The following is an 18,770-nucleotide window of genomic DNA, read 5'->3' as shown; positions in this document are numbered from 1 at the left end:
GGTTCGGGCGGAAGCGTTACGCGAACGACCCCTGGGGAAGCCTCCGGGAAAAGCGCATGGCCCGAAAAGGGCCATGCGCCTTTCGGCCGGTTTGGCCCTTTCCAGGTCTCGGCAGCGACGCGGCGGCGCGGCACGCTGGGAGCCGCATGTTCCAACGAAACAAGGAGGAGAAATGGAACAAGGGAATGCATCGTTCTACTCGCGTCGTTCGTTCGTGAAGGGGGTGGCCCTCGCGGGCTCGGGCATCGCCGCGCTCGGCGCCCTTTCGGCCTGCGCGCCGAAGACCACGTCCGACGCCGGGCAGGACGCCGGCTCCGCGACGGTCGGGGCCGGCAGCGCCGAGGGCGTGAGCTGGACGTCCGAAGCCGATGTCGTCGTGGTGGGCTTCGGAGGTGCGGGCTCGGCCGCGGCGATCGAGGCCGCGGAAGCGGGGGCGAGCGTCGTGCTGCTCGAGCTCAACTCCCAGGGCGGCGGCTCGACGGCGGCCAACGGCGGCTACATCATGATGGGAGGCACCGATCTGCAGAAGAAGTTCGGGATCGAGGACAGCACGGAGAACTTCTACGCCTACCTGTCCGCCGCGGCGGGCGAGAACGCCGACGACGACGCCATCAGGCTGGTGTGCGAATCGGCGCCCGACCTGTATCGTTGGCTCGTCGAGCACGGCATGGACTTCGAGTCGGGCGTCTGCGACGAGAACCGCAACCTGTCGGCCGACAAGGGCGGCATCAGCCTGATGTACAGCGGCAACGAGCGCGCCCGCGACTTCGCCGCCGTGGCCGCCCCTGCGCCACGCGGGCACTGCCCGCAGCCGGGCTCCACCGGCCAGGACATGTTCGCCGCGCTCAAGGGAGCCGTCGAAGCCGCCGGCGTCGAGGTCATGTACGAGACGCCGGGCGCAAGCCTGCTGACCGACGGCGGCGGCCGCGTCGTGGGCATTGCCGCGAAGGGGCCGAAGGGCGACGTGTTCGTGAAGGCGAAGAAGGGCGTCGTGCTCACCTGCGGGGGCTTCGTGGACAACGAGGCCATGCTGAACGCGAACTACCCGTTCCTCAACAAGCGCGGCCCTCGCCTGACCACGGCGGGCTCCGAGAACGGCTCCGGCATCCTCATGGGGCTCGCTCTCGACGCCGCGACGCGCGGCATGGGGTGCTTCCAGATCGGGTACACGATCGTGACGTTCAGCGAGCCGCTGGCGCGGGGCATCCTCGTGGACGGCACCGGCCGCCGCATCGTCGCCGAAGACGAGTACAACTCGTTCCTCGGGAGGGCCATCATCATGGCCCCCACCTCGAGCTGCTACCTGATCGTCGACGACGCGACCCGCGCCGAAGGGGGCGGCAAGCTGGGAGACCCCCTCGTCAGCTCGAGCGACCTGGGCGAGATCGCCGCCAAAACCGGCATCGACCCCGACGTGCTGCAGCGCACGGTCGCGTTCTACAACGAGTCCGCCGCGCTGGGCAGCGATCGGGAGTTCGGCAAGAAGCAGCAGTTCCTCAAGGCCTTGGACGAGGGGACCCTGCACGTGTTCGCGGCGGGGTCGGAACAGTGCTACACGGCGAGCTGCGGAGGCCTCGCCATCGACCTCGACGCGCACGTGCTGGGCAACGACGGCGAGATCATCCCCGGCCTGTACGCCGCGGGACGCAACGCGGGAACCATCTACGGCTGGTACATGGGCAGCGGCTCGTCCATGCTCGACGTGCTCGTGTTCGGGCGCATCGCGGGACGCAACGCCGCGGCGGAAGCCTCAACGGAATAAGCTGGGCGGCGCGCGCTGCGTAAAGAGCCGGCGCGCTTGGTATAATGGCCGAATCCGCACGCGATAGCCGGGCGGATTCGGCTTTTTCCGTTTCCGATCGCCTCGAGGGAGACCCGCTCGCATGAAGAGCCCGAACAACGCGCCCCTGCTGCTGTCCTCGGTGGGTTTCGGCAACGCGACGCTCTGGTACTTCTTCTCGCATCCCTGGATCGTCGAAGGGCCCCTCGGCTCCACGGCCGGAATCGCCGAGGCGGGCGGCTCCAACACGCTGCCCGTCAGCTTCCTCATCGCCGCGACGCTTGCGATCGGCTACCTGCTGCACAAGCCCCTCGGCACCCGCCGCCTCGTGCGCGGCGCGATGGCGCTCATGCTCGTCTGCGCGCTCGCGATTCCCGCCCTGGCCGCCTGCGCGGCGTGGAACCTGCTGGCGCCCCGCGCGTTCTACCTCGCCTGGACGGCGGCCTCCAGCGTGCTCTTCGGGCTCGCCCACATCCTGTGGATCCATCGGCCGACCGAGCAATCGCTGCGCGAGACCATGGTGTCGCTCTCGCTGGGCCTGGTGTACGCCGGCGTCGCAGCCGCGCTGTTCGCCGGCGGGTCGCATGCGCTCATCGGGTGGTCGATCTGCGCGCCCCTCGCCTCCTGCCTGTCGTTCGCGCTGGCGTACCGCGGCGCGAGCGCCCGCATGCGCAACGGTGCCGAAGCGCAGCCCGCGGACGCCCTCGCGACGGCGAAGCGCATCCCCTTCGTCGCCATCTACGCCGCCATCATGGGGTTCGCCACCACGCAGTTCTTCATCCTCAACGCACCCGCCGCCCAGCAGGAGATCGGCGTGGCGACGGTCCCCCTCGTCGGCATGGTGTTCCTCTTCGCCGGGCTGTTCATGCTGAGGACCATGAACGTCACCTGGTTCCTGTTCCTCAGCGCCGTGTTCTTCGCAACGCTCATCCTGCTGTGGTTCGTGTACCCGGGGCTGACCGAGCCGATCCTCGGCGCGACGAGCTCGCTTCACTGGGTCAGCTTCATCCTCGTCGCCTGCTCGGCCCACGAATCCCGCCTGCTCCCCCAAGCGAGCTCGGCGTCGTCGACGTACGTCATGCTGGCCATCTACTACCTGGCGAGCGGCATGGGCAACGTCGCCATCCACCTCGGCATCGCCTCGCGCGGGCTCATCTGCCTGCTCGCCCTGGCCATCCTGCTTGCCGCCTTCGCGCTGGCGCGCCACGAGCGCGGCCTGTTCGCCTTCGAGGGCGGCATCGCACGCGAGGCTTCGGAGCGCCAGGAGGTGATCGGGCTCCTCGCCGCGCGGCACGACCTCACGCCGCGCGAGACCGACGTCTTCGCGCTGCTCGCCGAGGGCAACTCCCTCAAGCACATCGCCGAGACCCTCGTGCTGTCGGAGAACACCGTGAAGCGCCATCGCTCGAACGTGTACGCGAAGCTGCAGGTGGGATCGCGGCAGGAACTGCTCGACATCGTGCGGCAGAGCACGGCGGCCTGAGGCGGGATGCGGCCGGCCGCGTTGGAGGCGCTGGCCGCATCGCTCGCGCTGGAAGCGCCGTCCGCGCTGCAGGCGCCGTCCACCTGAAAGAGTGTTACGAATCTGAAAAACGTGTTACTATTCCCCCGTACCGTACATCAGGGAAGGGAAAGGACACCGCATGATCCGTAGCAAGCATCGGGGGCGCCTCGCCGTCGCGATGGCGACGACGCTCGCTGCCATCCTGTTCGTCGCAGCGCTCGCAGGATGCAGCACCCCGCAGGACGAAGCCGCGCAAGGCAGCGCCGCGCCGGAGCAGCAAGCTTCCACGCAAACCGTCACCGACATGGTGGGCCGCACCGTCGAGGTGCCGGCCAAGGCCGAGAAGGTCGTCGGCATCGGGTCGAGCTCCCTGCGCCTCATCGCGTATCTGGAAGCCGTCGACACGGTCGTGGGCGTCGAGCAATCCGAGCTCGAGGACAACGTCACCTGCAGCTACCGCCACGTGTACCACGACACGCTCAAAAACCTGCCCGTCATCGGCGACGGCGGCTCGAAGGGCGTCACGCCCAACGAGGAGGCCATCATGCAGGCGGGCCCCGAGGTGATCTTCGCCTCCATCGACAAGGACGCGGCCGATTCGCTGCAGGAGAAGACGGGCATCCCCGTGGTGTGCCTGACGCTGAGCGACATCGTGTTCGACCAGGTGTTCTACGACAACGTGAGCCTGGTGGGCAGCATCGTGGGCAAGCAGGATCGCGCCGACGAGATCGTCGCGTACATGAAGGACACGCAGCAGGACCTCGAGCAGCGCACGTCCGGCATCGCCGACGCCGACAAGAAGACGGCCTACGCCGCCGGCATCAGCTTCCGCGGCGGGCACGGTTTCGCCGGCACCGAGGCGCACTTCCCGCCGTTCGAGGAGACGGGCGTCGAGAACATCGCCGACGTGGCCGGCGCGAGCGGCGCTTTCGACATCGACCTGGAGAAGGTGACCGCCGCCCAGCCCGACTGCATCTTCGTCGAGGGCAGCAACCTCTCCCTCGTCAAGGAGGACTACGACAACAACCCCGGCTACTTCGCCGAGCTCAAGGCGGTGCAGGACCGGCAGACCTACACGCTGATCTCCTACCGCTTCTACGCCACGAACATCGAGCTGGCGCTGGCGAACTGCTATCAGGTGGGCGCCATGGTGTACCCCGACCAGTTCGAGGACGTCGACCCCACCGCGAAGCTCGACGAGATCACCGAGTTCTTCCTGGGCAAGAAGCTCTCCGCCGACCTGGCGGCCGAAGGCTACGAGTTCAAGCAGATCGACCTGACGAACATCGCGGCGTAGCGGCGCGGGAGCGCGGCCGGCACGACCGCGCGCATGCCGTCCCCGATCCGTCGGGACCATGGGAAAGGGGCCGCGAGGCCCCTTTCTCATGCGCGCAGGGCGCGCGGTGTTCGCACTCGGCGTACCCTCCTGAACGCGGGCGCGTCCACGAGCGGTACAGCGCCTCGAGCGCCCTTTGATCAGCCGCGACCATGTGCACGCCTCCTTTCGTCTCGAAGCGTCTCGGACGGCTCGTCCTTCGGGCCGTCCAGCGGAATGGCCACGGGCACGCCGGCCACCTGCTGCACGCAGAACGGCACGTCGTAGGTGGCCGAGAGCGTCTCGTCGGTCACGGCCTCGCGCCCGCCGCAGGCCACCACCGTGCCGTCGCGCACGAGCAGGAAGCGGTCGCAGAAGCGCAGGGCCAGGTTGATGTCGTGAATGACGAGCACGGTGGCCAGCGCCCCCTGCCGCGTGATGGAGCGCACCGTCTCGAGCACTTCCAGCTGGTTCTTCGGGTCGAGGGCACTCGTGGGCTCGTCCAGCAGCAGCACCTCCGGCTCCTGCGCGAGCGCGCGGGCGATGTAGACCTTCTGGCGCTCGCCGCCCGACAGCTCGTCCAGGAAGCGCGTCGAGAACGGCTCCAGGCCCAGCCGGTCGATGGTCTCGGCCACCACCGTGCGATCGTAGTCCGACAGCGCCCAGGTGAGGTGGGGACGCCGCCCGAGCAGCACCTGGTCGTACACGCTCAGGTGCGGGATGCGCTGCTGCTGGGCGACGTAGGCGATGTGCTGCGCGGTCTCGCGGCGGCTGAGCGACGCCAGCGCGCGGCCCTCCACCTCGACCGTGCCGGCCGTGGGCCTGACGATGCCGGCCAGCAGGTTGAGCAGCGTCGACTTGCCCGCGCCGTTGTTGCCGAGGATGGCGGTCACCGTGCCCGTGCGCACCTCCAGGCCGATGTCCTCGAACACGGCCCCGTCCGACGCGGGATAGGCGTACGACAGGCCGCGCGCGGAGAGCACGGCGACGTCCGCCAACGCCGCGTCGTGCTCGTGAAGCGGCGGCTCGCCATTCGGGGTCGCGTGCTCGTCGACCGGGTCGCCCGCCGCGTCGCACCCGTGCGGGACCTCCCCCTCCCCTTCTTCGTGCCGATGGTAATGGTTGTGCACCGTGCCGTCGGCGTGCTCGTGCACGTGGGCGTGCGCATCGAACACCCGGCGGGAAAGCGCCTCGGCCTCGTTGTCGTTGATGGAGGGGCAGAACCGCTCGCTCGGGCCGAAGCATCCCCCGATGGAGCCGGCCACGTCCCTCGTCCTCAGCGGCCGCCCGCCGCCCAGCGCGCTCATCGTTTGTACCCCCGGTACAGCAGGTACAGGAACAGCGGCGCGCCCAAGAACGACGTGATGGCGCCGATGGGCAGGATGATGGGCGATATGACCATGCGCGCGGCCAGGTCGCTCGCCAGCATGATGATGGCGCCCAGCACCAAGGAGGCGGGCAGCAGGAAACGGTAGTCGTCGCCCACGAAGCGGCGCGCGATGTGCGGCGCGATGAGGCCGATGAAGTTGATGAGCCCCACGAACGACACCATGACGGCGGCCATGAGCGAGGCCACCACCACGCCCAGCACGCGCGTGCGCTTCACGTCGACGCCCAGGCCGCCCGCCACATGGCCGCCGTTCTGCAGCGCGTTGTAGTTCCAGCGGTTGGCGAAGAAGTACGCGGCGCATGCGGTTCCCAGCAGCGCCATGAGCCCGATCTGCGACCACGTGGCGCGACCGAGGTCGCCGAACTGCCAGAAGATGACCTTCGTGAGCTCGAGGTCGTCCGAGAAGTACTGGATGATGGTGGACGCGCCGGCCCACAGCGCCGAAAGCGCCACGCCCACCAGGATGATGCTCTCGGGGCTCGAGAACCCCAGCCGCGAGAACAGCAGCACGATCAGGCTGGACGCCATCGCCCCCGCGAACGCGAACAGCGCGATGGTGCCCATGCCCACGTTCGTGGACGAGCCGGCGAACGACGGGATGATCAGCAGGATGGCGACCGTGGCGCCGAAGGCGGCCCCCTGCGAGATGCCCACGGTGGACGCGGAGGCCAACGGGTTCTCCAGCACGCTCTGCAGCGCGGCGCCCGCCAGCGCCAGGCCCGCCCCCGCCACGATGGCGCACACCACCCGCGGCAGGCGGATGGAGCGCACCGTCATGACGTCCTGGGACGAGCCGAATCCGAACAGCGCCTGGGCGCTGTCGAGCAGCCCCATGTCCGACGCGCCGCTCGCGAGGGCCGCGAAGGCGACGAGCACGCACGCTGCGACGAGCGCGGCGATGATCGCCACGTTGCGCCGCTCGATGCCCTTCTGCCTATCGGCTATCCGAACGGCTTGAACGGTCACTAGAACCCTTCCCGCTCGTACGCATCGTAGCAATCGAGGCAGACCAGCTTGCCGTCCTGCACGCGCAGGCCGAACTCGGCGGTCGATTCGCCGCAGGCCGCACACGCCTGAGAGGGGAAGAGGCGCGCCGGCTCGGGCAGCCCGTACGACGGCTTCTCAACCTTGAAGAGCTGCTCGTACGGCGTGGTCAGAAGGTAGTTCTGGTATTCGTCGCGGCCCCTGCCCTCGTTCTTGGCCTCCAGCACGAGACGCACCTGGCGATCGGTGCCGCGCACGAAGAACGAGAACGCCATCTTGCCGCGCAGGCGCGGGATGAGGTTGGACTTGCCGTAGGTGCAGCCCAACAGGACCTGCACCGCGTCGACCCCGCACGCGTCGTTCTCGGTGACGCACACGACCTCCTCGTCGACGGCGGGCAGGTGCGCGGCGTCCAGCCCCAGCTCGGCGATGGCCCCTTCGCAGGCCTTGAAACCGATGGCAAGCCCCGGACACGTGTGTCCGTGGAATTCCGCAACGTCGCGCCACAGCGATTCGTCCAGCATATTCGTCTCCTCCGTGTTCGAAATACTCCCTTTGCGACGCGATAGTAACACAAATCTTGATTTCGTAACACTATCGGGCGGTGCGCGGCGCCCTCGCGCGATGTGCGGGGCGCGCGGATGGGGGCGGTGGGGACGGGGGGATGTGTGGTTGGGAGGTCGGGGGCTGGGGGGGGCGCTCGGGGCTGGGAGGGGTCTGGGGCTAGGGGGCCTCGGGCTCGGGGCTGGGGGCGCGTCCTCGTTGGCACAAAATCGCCGTTATGAACGATTTTCGCGGCATGGTTTCGACATGAACGTTCAAAACCCCAGGTCAGGTTTTTCGCATCGCGAAAAAATCGTTCATAACGGCGATTTTGTGCCAGATGGGTGCGAACGGCACGCGACGGGTGCCCGGACAGGGCGAAGCCTGAGCGGAACGCGGTCTGGCGGGGACGCGGCTTGACGGGACGCGACCCAGCAAGCCGCGACTTGGCAGGCCGCGACCCGGCAGGACGAAGCTTGGCAGGACGAAGCCCGCGGGAACGCAACCCGGCAGAACGCATCCTGGCGGGATGCGGCCTTGCGAGACGCCGATCGGATGCGCGCGGCGGGGATGTCGGGGCGCGGAGCGCTCGTCCGGGGATTCTGGCGCACCCCGAAGCCGCCGCCGCGCTGGTTGGAAGCCTAACCCAGCGCTTGGATGTCCGCCTCGGAGACGGCGCCTTCGCGGAGGATGCGGGGGGCTGCGCCGGTGCAGTCGATGACGGTGGAGGCGACGCCGCTCAAGGCGCCGTCGCCGTCGTCGGGCACCACCACGCCCACGCGCGCGGCCAGATCGGGGTCGAGGGCGTCGAAGGCGCCCGGCGCCTGGAGGCCCGAGATGTTCGCCGACGTGGTGGCCAGCGGGCAGCCGACCGCCTCGATGAGCTCGAGGGCCACTTCGCTGTCGGGCATGCGCAGGCCGATGGAGCCCGCCTGCGAGCGGAAGGCCGCGGGCACGGCCCCGCCGGCTTCCACGACGAGCGTGAGGGGGCCCGGCCAGTACGCGCGCGCGAGCCTTCGGGCCAGGTCGGGCACGTGCGCGCCGTAGCGGTCGAGGTCGTCGACGCCGCCCACGAGCCAGGAGACGGGCTTGCCGCGGTCGCGCTCCTTCAGGTCGTAGAGCGCGTCGGGGCTCGCCGCCGCCTCGACGGACACGCCCAGGCCGTACACCGTCTCGGTGGGAAAGATGACCGGCTCGCCGCGCCTGAGGGCGACGATGGCCTCGTGCTTCGTGCTGGACAGTGCCGACATGGGCGCTCCCTTCTTCGATGATCGGGAGGCATTGTAGCACGCGCGCGCCCGCTGCGCCGCGATCGGCGGCGTCCGTCAGATCAGCGCGTACTTCCTCTTGATGCGCTCGAGCTTTTTCCGCCAGGGAACGTAGAGCGCCGCGAGGAACACGACGGTGGCTACGCCATGCGTCGCGTCGAACGGCAGCGCGGCGCCGAACGCGACGAGCGCGGCCGGCCAGGAGAACGGCTGCACGAAGCCGATGACGTACCACCCGTTCAGCAGCAGGCCGTACAGCAGGGCCGACAGGAAGCCGTAGGCGTATAGCACCGGCAGCCGGTCGAGCCAGCCGCGGTCGGCCAGCACGCCGGCCAGGTAGCCGACGAGGCCCCAGGCATACATCTGCCACGGCGTCCACGGCCCCTGGCCGAAGAAGAAGTTGGACACGAGCGCCGCAAGCGCGCCCACCAGAAAGCCGCTGCGACGGCCGAACACGGCCCCCGCGAGGATGCAGATGGCCGAGACCGGCTTGAAGTCGGGGATGGGCGCGAACAGCACGCGCCCCGCCGCCGCGAGCGCGGCGAGCACCACCGTGGGCATGATCTGCCGCAACGCCGGGCGCGAGGCCTCGAAGCTGGCGAAGAACACGCCCACCGCCGCGAACGCCACGACCACGGTGAGCAGCGCGCCCTGCTCCACCTGGAAGTACGCGCACGCGCCCAGCACGAGGGGCACGGCGACGAGCGCCGGCACCTCGAGCAGCGCGAGGATGCGCGCCGCCGCGCGGGAAGATGGGCGCGTCACGAGCGCTCCTCGCGCCACAGCCGGGAGAACGCATCCTCGGTCGGGCGGTAGAACAGGTTGCCCGCGAAGAACGCGGCGGCCGGCTCGGTGCACACGGCCTCCCCGTCGAACAGCATGGTGGCGGCGTCGGCGACGAGCGCGGCGAACGTCAGGTCGTGCGTGGCGAGGACGACGGTCGCCCCGGCCTGCGCGAGATCGCGCAGGGTGCGGGCGACCAGCAGCTTCGACGGCGCGTCGAGCCCCTTCGTCGGCTCGTCGAGCAGCAGCAGGTCGGGGTCGGTGAGCAGCAGCTTCGCGAACGCGAGCAACTGCTGCTGGCCGCCCGACAGGTCGTAGGGATGGTTGGCGACGCGCGCGTCCAGGCCGAAGCGCGCGAGCGCGGCCTCGACGGCGTCGTCGTCGTAGCCGCAGCCCTCCTGCCACTCGCGCAGCTCCTCGACCACCGTATCACACACGAAGAGGGCCTTCGGATCCTGCGGGAGCAGCGCCTGGCGCGCGGACAGCCTGTTGGCCACGCGCCCCCGCTCGGGCTTCAGCACGCCCGCGGCCGCGCGCAGCAGCGTCGACTTCCCGCAGCCGTTGCCGCCCACGATCGCGTGCACGTCGCCCGCGGCGACGTCGAGGTCGCAGCCGCGAAGCACCCAGGAGGAGTCCCGATCGTAGCGCACGTAGGCATCGCGGAGGGAGATGGCGGGAGGAGCCTCGCGGGCGGCATCGCAACCGGGCGCGAGCCTCCCTGCTTGCGCCGCGCGGAGGACTTCCCGATCCGCGAAACGCCCGCTCGGCGCAAGCAGGGGGCGCATCCGCCCGTCCCGCAGCTCCACCGTGTCCGTCGCGTACTCGGCCATCGCCTCGGGGGCGTGGGTGGCCACGACGACGGTGATGCCCAGCTCGCGGTTCACGCGGAACAGGGCGTGCAGGAAGTTCTTCTCGGCCACGGGGTCGAGCTGGGCGGTGGGCTCGTCGAGCAGCAGCAGGCGCGGCTGCATCGCCAGCGTGCCGGCCAGCGTGGTCATCTGCTTCTGGCCGCCCGACAGCTCGGCGACGGAGCGGCGGAACCACGGCTCGATGCCGAAGAAGTGGGCGACCTCGGCCACGCGGCGGCGCATCTCGTCCTGCCCCACGCCGAGGTTCTCCAGCCCGAACGCCAGCTCGTGCCACACGCTGTCGCACACGATCTGGTTCTCGGGGCTCTGCGCGACGTAGCCCACCGTCGCGGCGGCCTCGCGGGCGTCCAGCTCGTCCACGGGACGCCCGAACGCCCACAGCGCGCCCGCGCGCTCCCCCGCCGGCGCGATGGCCGGCTTGCAGCTGCTCAGCAGCGTGGTCTTGCCGCTGCCCGTGGCGCCCACGAGCAGCTGGAACGCGCCCTCCTCCACCGTCCAATCGAGCGGCCCGATGCTCGCCGTCGATTCGGGGTACCGGAACGCGAAGCCGCGCGCCTCGATCGCCTTCACGCTCGCCATCGCAGATGCTCCTTCGCGGTGATTGCGAGCGGCAGGCACGCGAACAGCGCGTACGGCAGATAGCTCCACCAGGGCGCGAGCCCGCCGATCGTCGGATAGAAACGGAATTCCGCGCATGCCGCCCAGGCGGCGGCCGCGGCCAGCAGCGCGAGCGCGCCCCCGCAGACGAGCGCCGCGGCGTCGAAGCGCCGGAACCGGTAGCGCGCGTAGGTGGTGCGCCGCGCGACGGCCCCCCAGCCGCGCGCCTTCATGGTGCCGGCCGTCTCGAGCGAGTCCTCCATGCTCCAGCCCATGAGCACCGAGGTTCGCCGCAGGTAGCCGCGCAGGGCGGCGAGCCTCCCCGTAGGCTCCTCGGCGGGGCGCGCAGCCGTGCACGCGCGCTCCACGTCGGCGATGCCGTTGCCGCGCCGCACGAACTGCGGCACGAGGCGCGCCGTCATCGACAGCATGAGGCCCACCGTGGGCGCGACGCCGCCGAACAGCGCCATGACCTTGTCCGAGTCGAGCACCTGCGCGGCGTTCGAGAACAGCACGAGCACGCTGGCCAGCATGACGCCCATGCATGCGCCGTACACGAAGCTCTCCAGGTAGAACGCGCGCAGCCCGATGCGGAACAGCTCGGTGGAGCCGGACGCCGAGAACAGCGGGTTCGCCAGCGCGACGACGGCGACGAGGGGCAGCTGCCAGAGGAGCGAGCGGCCCGTCGCCCGCCAACCGCGCAGCACCACGCCGTACGCAAGCGCGCTCGCAAGCGAGACGGCCAGATAGACCGGCTGCATCGCCGTCATGCAGAGCACGAGCATGACGGCGAAGTAGCCGAACGCCACGATGGGGTGGAACAGGTCGAACGCCGTGCGCTTCATGCGAGGCACGCCCCTAGGCGTGCACCGTTTGGAAGATCGAGATCACCACGAGCACGGCGAAGAGTATCGCCAGCGCAGCCATGATCTTGGCCACTTTCGGATTGCTGAACACGGCGCCTCGCTTTCCTCGACCCATACACCTTACAGATCGTTGCCCAAGTCGCAGGTGTATATCCACGTGATATTCTCGCCACCGCTTAGGATATACGAACCGCACCCGTATCCGGGCGACGATCCGTTGACGAAGTACAGCCAGCCGCTTCCCGGGCCGCACGCGAACTCCGCAAGGCCCCCGATGGAGCTGACGTAGCTGCTCGACCCGCCCACCGACGCGCCGGTGGCGCACAGGGCGTCGTAGACCGATGCGCCCTGGTTGAGGGTGACCGTGCCGCCGCCCAACGACGAGGGGTACCCGTACGACGCGGCGCGGGAGCTGTCGATGTACACCGACACCGTGACGGTGCTGGGGGCCGACGGCGCCGGGGCCGGCTCGGGCGCAGGCGCCGGGGCCGGTGCAGCAGCGCCCTCCGACGCGGAAGGCTCGGTGCCCGATGGCGCCTCGCCGGCCGTCGAAGCGGCCGAGCCGTCGGCACCCGCCGCGCCCTCGCCGTCGACGGCGGCGCCCGCTTCCCCGTCCGCACCCTCCGAAGCCTCTTCGGCGGCATCCTTGCGATCGGCCTCGTCGCCCTGCGACGCGTCGTCTCCGTCAGAGGGCGCATCCGTGACGACGCTGGGCATCGGCACCGGATCGGACGGCACAGGGTCGCCGAGCCATCCGGTGGCGAAGCCGGCGCTTGCCGCAACGGCGCACAGGGCGATCGCGGCCGCGGCGACGCCCACGGCAAGCAGCGCCTTGCGCGGTCGGCGACGCGCGGGCTCGGACGCCGCCGGTGCGGACGCCCCGCCCTCCGAAGCCCCCTCCTCGCCGCGAGGCGTGGAGGGGGCGATGCGATCGTCGGGCGATTCGGCCCGCTCACGCGGCTCGAGCGTTTCGACGCCCGAGCCGCCGGTCTTCTCGTTCGAATCTTCGCTCATACTGTCGCGATCCTATCGACGCAACGAGAGCTCGTCGGAAACGCGCATGCGCCGCGTGGCGGCGATGCCCGCCGCGAGCGCGCCGAGCGCGAGCGCGGCAGTGCCGGCCGCGAACGGCGCAGAGCCGTCCCCGGTCTTGGCGAGCGCCTTCTTGTCGGCCGCCGGAGCCCCTGCGGGCTTGACGTCGCCTTCTTCCCGCTCGTCGGCGGGCAGCGCAGCCTGGCCGAGCTTCGCCTGCGTGTAGACGTTGTACGCCGCCCCGGTGTTCTTGAGGCCCTGGTACGCAACAAGCGCCCGGAACCCCTGCTCGGTGGCGAGGTCGTTCGCAGCGCCGTTGTAAACGAATCCGGACAAGTCGGAAGTGGCCTGCGAGAGCAGCGCGCTCAACGGCGTCGCGCCGCTTTCGGTGACCATGGATGCCGCCGGATCCGCGCCCAAGGCGCACAGGGCGACCACGACGCAGGACGTAGAACTGACGTTGATGGGACCATCGGCCGCGTCCCCGGATGCGCGGAAACCGCCGTCCTCGTGCTGCATTGCGCGCAGCGCCTCGAGACCCTTGTCGACCGCCGCTTTGACGGAGGCGTCCGAAACGCGAGAGGCAAGAGCGGTTATCACCATGGCCGTCGTATCGGGATCGTCCCCTTCGGCAGCGCCTTTCCAGGTCCAGCCGCCGGAAGCCTGCTGCGCGCTCAGAAGCTTGGCCACAAGCTCAGCTTCGGTTTCAAGAGCGTTCGCGGGCGCGTCGTACGCACCGCTTTCGTAGGAGAGCAGAGCAAACGCCTGGCCGTTCACATAGGTAGTCGAAATGTCGGACGTCGCCATCGTTTGCACGAGCTCCGCTGCTTCCTCTGTTTTGCCGACGGCCGTGAGCGCCAAGATGAAGCGTTGCAAATTGGTGGTTTCGGGAGAACCGTTCGCTGCTTTCGCATTCGCTACGAGCGTCGCCACATCAACCGACGACACACGACCGGCGGCCGCGAGCTCAAGGGCTTTCCATTCCTCGGACGTACCCGCATAGGAACTGGCGATGGTGCCGAACAGCGTGTTGTACGCAGCGCTGTCTACTGCGACGGCATCGTTGGCAGGCTCATCAGGTTCGGGTTCGGGCTTGGGATCGGGCTTGATCGCCCCCGCCAAGGGGTCGTTGACGGTGTAGATCGCGAGCTGAGGAATCTCCTCGTCGTAGGCGAACGTCGCGTCGGACGTGTAGATGTACTGGTAGCGGCCGTTCTCCTGCAGCTTCGACGTCAGCTGGGCGCTGGCGTAGTTCGCGCTGTCGCCGTCGAACATCGTCGCCCAATAGGCCCACGAGCCGTCGGGCTGCTGGACCGACTTGTTGCCGCGGAACGTCGGGGAGCCCCAGGAGTCGAAGTACGCCTTGTCGTTCCCCTCGGTCTCCTCCGCGCTGGCCGCGGCGGTGAAGCCCGCCTTCGCCAGCAGGTCGGCAACCGTGTCGTCGGAGGTCATGCCGTCGACCTTGCCGTTGTACAGGACGCCGTCCGCGGGGTCGGACGTGTCCACGATGGTGAGCTGCACCGGAAATCCGGAAGCCTCCTCGTCGTAGGCGAACGTCGCGTCGGACGTGTAGATGTACTGGTAGCGGCCGTTCTCCTGCAGCTTCGACGTCAGCTGGGCGCTGGCGTAGTTCGCGCTGTCGCCGTCGAACATCGTCGCCCAATAGGCCCACGAGCCGTCGGGCTGCTGGACCGACTTGTTGCCGCGGAACGTCGGGGAGCCCCAGGAGTCGAAGTACGCCTTGTCGTTCCCCTCGGTCTCCTCCGCGCTGGCCGCGGCGGTGAAGCCCGCCTTCGCCAGCAGGTCGGCAACCGTGTCGTCGGAGGTCATGCCGTCGACCTTGCCGTTGTACAGGACGCCGTCCGCGGGGTCGGACGTGTCCACGATGGTGAGCGCCACCGAGAACGTCCCCGCACCCTCGCTTTCTTCGGCCCAGGCTGCGCTGGGCATGAGGCCCAGGCAGAGCGCGGCGGCCAGCAGGAGGGCCCACGCCCGCCGCATGACCCCCGCAGGGGTGATCGTTTGTTCCTTCACCGTCTTCCTTCTCCTTTCATCGGTCGCTTCGCAGAAGAGAGACAGCAAAACAAAAGGCTGCGCGGCCCTCGCGATTCGAGGGGCCGCGCAGCCCGTATTCGCTACGCAGACAAGCCGAGGGCTTTCTTGCCCTCCGGGTTGCGTTCGCGGTAACTCGCCGCTTGCGCACACACGCTTCTCGGTCGGTATTCTGGCTGATCGGCAAGGCCGAAACACAGTGGCGGTACCGTGCGGGATTCTCACCCGGCTTCCCACGATCCGAGACGTCTTCTTCATGCTTGATGCATTCTACCACCTCTTGGGTCGGCGAACGACGCGAAAGAGGCGCAACCTCCGAGCTTGCCGCCCGCCGGCCGCCTACTGGTAGCGCAGCGACTCCACCGGGTCGAGCTTGGCGGCGCGGCGTGCCGGGTAGTAGCCGAACACAACGCCGATGAGCACGCACACGGCCACGGCGCCGAACACCACGCCCGGCGCGAGCACCGGCGTGACGGCCATGCCGGCCTGCACCGCGCCGATCACCTGCCCCAGGCCCCATGCGGCCAGGAAGCCGAACACGATGCCGAACGCGCCGCCGGCCACGCACAGCATGATGGCCTCGAGCAAGAACTGCTTCGTGACGTCGCGGCGGCGCGCGCCGAGCGACTTGCGCAGGCCGATCTCGCGGATGCGCTCGGTGACGTTCGTCAGCATCATGTTCATGATGCCGATGCCGCCCACGAACAGCGAGATCGACGCCACCGAGCCCATGAGCAGCGAGAACGACGCCATCATCGTCTCCATCTGCTTGATGACGGCGTCGAGCGACGACACGTACACGCTTTCGGCATCCAGGTTGAAGTACTGCGCCACGAAGGCCTGGGTCGTCTCGACGAGGCGGTCCATGTCGGTTCCCTCGCGCGCGAAGCCGACGATCTGCTGGATGCCGCCCGTGTTGCCGATGCGCGTCTCCACCGTGGTGTAGGGCGCGTAGAACGTCCCGCCGCCGCCCATGAACGACGAGGTTTCCATCACGCCGACCACCGTGTAATCGTCGTTGCCGAGGCGCACCGTCTTCCCCACCGCCTCGGTGTCGGGGACGCCGAGCATCTGCACGGCCATCTCGCCGCCGCCTATCACCACGAGGCGCGCCGCGTTCTGCTCCTCGCTTTCGGTGAAGAAACGGCCCGCTTTGAGCTTCGTTCCGTTCGCCGTGAAATAATCGGGGCGGGCGCCGATGACGGTCGCGTAGTTCTTCTGCCCGTCGGCCATCGCGATCTCGGCCGACGCGTACGACGCGCCGGTGATGACCTCGTACTCCGGCATGCCCTGCTCCAGCTTGTCCAGGTCGTCGAACGTGATGCCCTGCGGCGAGTACGCGCTGATGGACACCTGGCGCGCCTGGGAAAGCCCCATCTCGCCCATGAGCATGTTCTGCACGCCCGCGATGAGCGAGGTCATGGCGATGACGGCCGCGATGCCGATGACGATGCCGAGGATGGTGAGGAACGAGCGGCCCTTGTTCGCGGACAGCGCGTGCCAGGTTTCGTAGAACAGGTCGCCGATCTTCATGGGCGCGCCCCTTCCCCGCCGTGCGCCCCCTCGTACAGCCGCCCGTCGCGAATGTGCACCACGCGGTCGGCGTGGGCGGCCACGTCGGGCTCGTGCGTGATGAGCACGATGGTCTTGCCCGCGTCGCGCAGGCGCTTGAACGTGTTCAGCACCATGTCTCCCGTGGCGGTGTCGAGGTTGCCGGTGGGCTCGTCGGCCAGGATGAGCGCCGGGTCGTTCACGAGGGCGCGGGCGATGGCGACGCGCTGCATCTGGCCGCCCGACAGCTCGTTGCTGCGATGGTCGTACAGCCGCTCGTCGAGCGACACGCTGCGCAGCGCCGCATGGGCGCGCAGCTCGCGCTCCTTGCGCGGGCAGGCCGTGTAGATGAGCGGCAGCACCACGTTGCGCAGCACGGTGGCGCGCGGCAGCAGGTTGAACGACTGGAACACGAAGCCGAGGCGCGTGGCGCGGATCTCGGCGAGCTCGTCGTCGCGGTAGTCGGCCACGTCGACGCCCTCGAGCAGGTAGCGCCCGCGCGTGGGCGTGTCGAGGCAGCCCAGCAGGTTCATGAGCGTGGACTTGCCCGAGCCCGACGGGCCCATGATGGCGAGGAACTCGCCCTGCGCGACCGTCAGCGACACGCCGCGCAGGGCGTGCGTGTAGCCCGAAGCGCTCTCGTAGATGCGGTGCAGGTCGACGGCTTCAACCACGTTGGCCATGGCGCTACCCCACCATGACGCTGCCGCCGGCGTCGACCGCGGCCATCCCGCCGTCGCCCGCCATGCCCATGCCGTCCGCCGCGCCGCCCATGCCTCCGCCGACGACCACTTCGTCGCCGGCTTTCACCTGGCCCTTCACGACGGACGTGAGGCCGTCGGACGCGACGACCTCCACCGTGCGCGCGTCCATCTCCTGCGTCTCGGGGTCGGTGAGCACCATCACGAAGCTGCCGCCCGCGCCGTCGGACTGCACGGCCGAGATGGGCACCATGAGCGCGTTCTCGATGGTGGTCGTGGTGATGGTGGCCTTGGCGGTCATGCCGGGCTTGAGGCGCGGGTCGGGCTCGGCGATGAGCAGCTTCACCGCGTACGTGACGGCACCGCCCATGCCGCCGTACATGGCGCCGCCCGACGCATCGCCGGAGCCGGCCGACGTGGTGGCGATGCTCACCACGGTGGCGGGCAGCGTGAGGTCGGGAGCCGCGGTGAACGTGACCTCGGCGGTCTGATCGGCGGTGATCTTCAGGATGTCGATCTCGTTCACGTTGATGGAGACGGTCATCTGCGACAGGTCGGCGATCTGCACGGGCGAGGTCGCGGCGCTCGCCGTGGCCCCGAGCGCCTTGCCGGGCTCGATGTTCACCGCGACGACGCTGCCGGCGATGGAGGCGGTCACCGTGCGCTTGGCGGCGCGCGCGACGGCCTCGTCGTAGGCGCTCTGCGCGTTCTGCAGCGCGAGGTTCGCGTTGCTCAAGCCGAGCTCGGCCGACCTGATGGCGGAGTCGGCGCTGGACTCGTCGAAGGAAGCCTGCTCGCCGGCGAACGACTCGGCCGCCGCTCCCCCGGCCTCCTTGGCGGCCGCGGCGGCGGCTTGCGCCTGGGCTTGGGCGTTCGCGGCGGCCTGCTGGCCGGCGGACTTGGCGTGGTAGGCGTCGTTCACGGCGTTCTGGGCCTGGGCCACGCCGTTCTTGGCCTCCTCGATGCCCTGGGCCGCCTGGTTCACCGCCTTGTCCAGCTCGTCGTTGACCACGGTGAACAGCGTCTGGCCCTCGGCCACCGCGTCGCCTTCGGCCACGAGCACCTCGCCCACGATGCCGTCCACCTCGGGCGTGGCGCTCACCGACGCGACGGGTTGCAGGTTGCCGGACGCCGACACCGTCTCGACGAACGTGCCCTGCTCCACGAAGCCGGTCTGCGGGGCCATGTCCTGCAGCGCCTTGGCCGCCTGGTCGGCCGCGTACCACGCGAACGCGCCGCCCGCGACGGCGAGCACCGCCACGGCCGAGACGGCGCCGATGATGATCTTGCGCTTGCGCTGCTTCTTGCGCTTCGCCTTGAGGTCGTTGAACGCCCGCATGTCGGCGAGCGCCTCGGCGTCGACGAGGTCGGTCGGCCCCGGCAGGCCCTCGATCGGCTCGAACGCGATGCGATCGAAAGCGTTCTGATCGAAGGGGCTCGGTTGAGCGCTCAAAGGCTCGGTGCCGTCCGGAGCGCCCTGACGACGGTTGTTGATCGGACCCATCTACTACCTCCCGTGCGAAAGAAGCGGGGGC

15 protein-coding genes and 1 riboswitch are annotated in these 18,770 nt (G+C 69.4%); of the genes, 3 read left to right on the top strand and 12 right to left on the bottom strand.

Features of this window, described 5'->3' with window-relative positions; translation table 11 throughout:
* Positions 1 to 172: 172 nt before the first annotated feature.
* The 3 genes from H8S61_RS13240 (at position 173) to H8S61_RS13230 (ending at position 4,581) form a co-directional block, all read left to right on the top strand.
* Positions 173 to 1,762: an FAD-dependent oxidoreductase gene (locus H8S61_RS13240; protein ID WP_186939308.1), complete on the top strand. Its 1,590-nt coding sequence runs from the start codon at positions 173 to 175 to the stop codon at positions 1,760 to 1,762.
* Positions 1,763 to 1,883: 121 nt separating this feature from the next.
* Entirely contained in the window at positions 1,884 to 3,263 is a 1,380-nt protein-coding gene (locus H8S61_RS13235; RefSeq protein ID WP_186939307.1) for a helix-turn-helix transcriptional regulator, read from the top strand.
* 160 nt (positions 3,264 to 3,423) lie between these two features.
* Positions 3,424 to 4,581 carry an ABC transporter substrate-binding protein gene (locus H8S61_RS13230; RefSeq protein WP_186939306.1) on the top strand — a complete coding sequence of 386 codons (1,158 nt, stop codon included), beginning with the start codon at positions 3,424 to 3,426 and terminating at the stop codon, positions 4,579 to 4,581.
* Positions 4,582 to 4,760: 179 nt separating this feature from the next.
* On the opposite strand, the gene H8S61_RS13225 is transcribed toward H8S61_RS13230, so the two are convergent.
* From H8S61_RS13225 to H8S61_RS13170, 12 genes are all read right to left on the bottom strand, one after another.
* Positions 4,761 to 5,906, bottom strand: coding sequence for an ABC transporter ATP-binding protein (locus H8S61_RS13225; RefSeq protein WP_186939305.1), 1,146 nt, complete (start codon positions 5,904 to 5,906; stop codon positions 4,761 to 4,763).
* Positions 5,903 to 6,955: a FecCD family ABC transporter permease gene (locus tag H8S61_RS13220; protein ID WP_366458426.1), complete on the bottom strand. Its 1,053-nt coding sequence runs from the start codon at positions 6,953 to 6,955 to the stop codon at positions 5,903 to 5,905. The genes H8S61_RS13225 and H8S61_RS13220 overlap by 4 nt, the downstream gene beginning before the upstream one ends.
* A complete protein-coding gene (locus H8S61_RS13215) occupies positions 6,955 to 7,497 on the bottom strand; it encodes an FmdE family protein (RefSeq protein WP_186939304.1) in 543 nt (180 codons plus the stop codon). The genes H8S61_RS13220 and H8S61_RS13215 overlap by 1 nt, the downstream gene beginning before the upstream one ends.
* 660 nt (positions 7,498 to 8,157) lie before the next feature.
* Positions 8,158 to 8,766, bottom strand: coding sequence for an L-threonylcarbamoyladenylate synthase (locus H8S61_RS13210; RefSeq protein WP_186939303.1), 609 nt, complete (start codon positions 8,764 to 8,766; stop codon positions 8,158 to 8,160).
* A 75-nt stretch (positions 8,767 to 8,841) separates the two neighbouring features.
* Positions 8,842 to 9,549: an ECF transporter S component gene (locus tag H8S61_RS13205; RefSeq protein ID WP_186939302.1), complete on the bottom strand. Its 708-nt coding sequence runs from the start codon at positions 9,547 to 9,549 to the stop codon at positions 8,842 to 8,844.
* The gene (locus H8S61_RS13200; protein WP_186939301.1) at positions 9,546 to 11,015 is read right to left on the bottom strand and encodes an ABC transporter ATP-binding protein; all 1,470 of its coding nucleotides are present in this window, start codon (positions 11,013 to 11,015) and stop codon (positions 9,546 to 9,548) included. The genes H8S61_RS13205 and H8S61_RS13200 overlap by 4 nt, the downstream gene beginning before the upstream one ends.
* Entirely contained in the window at positions 11,003 to 11,878 is an 876-nt protein-coding gene (locus H8S61_RS13195; protein WP_186939300.1) for an energy-coupling factor transporter transmembrane component T, read from the bottom strand. The genes H8S61_RS13200 and H8S61_RS13195 overlap by 13 nt, the downstream gene beginning before the upstream one ends.
* A 141-nt stretch (positions 11,879 to 12,019) precedes the next feature.
* Positions 12,020 to 12,913 carry a DUF4430 domain-containing protein gene (locus H8S61_RS13190; RefSeq protein ID WP_186939299.1) on the bottom strand — a complete coding sequence of 298 codons (894 nt, stop codon included), beginning with the start codon at positions 12,911 to 12,913 and terminating at the stop codon, positions 12,020 to 12,022.
* Between the two features lie 12 nt (positions 12,914 to 12,925).
* The gene (locus tag H8S61_RS17750; protein ID WP_186939298.1) at positions 12,926 to 14,965 is read right to left on the bottom strand and encodes a prenyltransferase/squalene oxidase repeat-containing protein; all 2,040 of its coding nucleotides are present in this window, start codon (positions 14,963 to 14,965) and stop codon (positions 12,926 to 12,928) included.
* Positions 14,966 to 15,100: 135 nt separating this feature from the next.
* Positions 15,101 to 15,245, bottom strand: a riboswitch (adenosylcobalamin (AdoCbl) riboswitch).
* Positions 15,246 to 15,322: 77 nt separating this feature from the next.
* Positions 15,323 to 16,516 carry an ABC transporter permease gene (locus H8S61_RS13180; RefSeq protein ID WP_186939297.1) on the bottom strand — a complete coding sequence of 398 codons (1,194 nt, stop codon included), beginning with the start codon at positions 16,514 to 16,516 and terminating at the stop codon, positions 15,323 to 15,325.
* Positions 16,513 to 17,217 (bottom strand): ABC transporter ATP-binding protein, encoded by a 705-nt coding sequence (locus H8S61_RS13175; protein ID WP_015760354.1) that lies wholly within the window; start codon positions 17,215 to 17,217, stop codon positions 16,513 to 16,515. Before H8S61_RS13175 ends, H8S61_RS13180 begins: the two co-directional genes overlap by 4 nt.
* Before the next feature lie 4 nt (positions 17,218 to 17,221).
* Positions 17,222 to 18,739, bottom strand: coding sequence for an efflux RND transporter periplasmic adaptor subunit (locus H8S61_RS13170; RefSeq protein WP_186939296.1), 1,518 nt, complete (start codon positions 18,737 to 18,739; stop codon positions 17,222 to 17,224).
* Positions 18,740 to 18,770 lie beyond the last annotated feature (31 nt).

This window comes from Eggerthella hominis (genome assembly GCF_014287365.1).
GTDB lineage: Bacteria > Actinomycetota > Coriobacteriia > Coriobacteriales > Eggerthellaceae > Eggerthella > Eggerthella guodeyinii.
The sequence above is the reverse complement of the archived record's forward strand: the minus strand, read 5'-3'. Positions and strand labels throughout refer to the sequence as shown.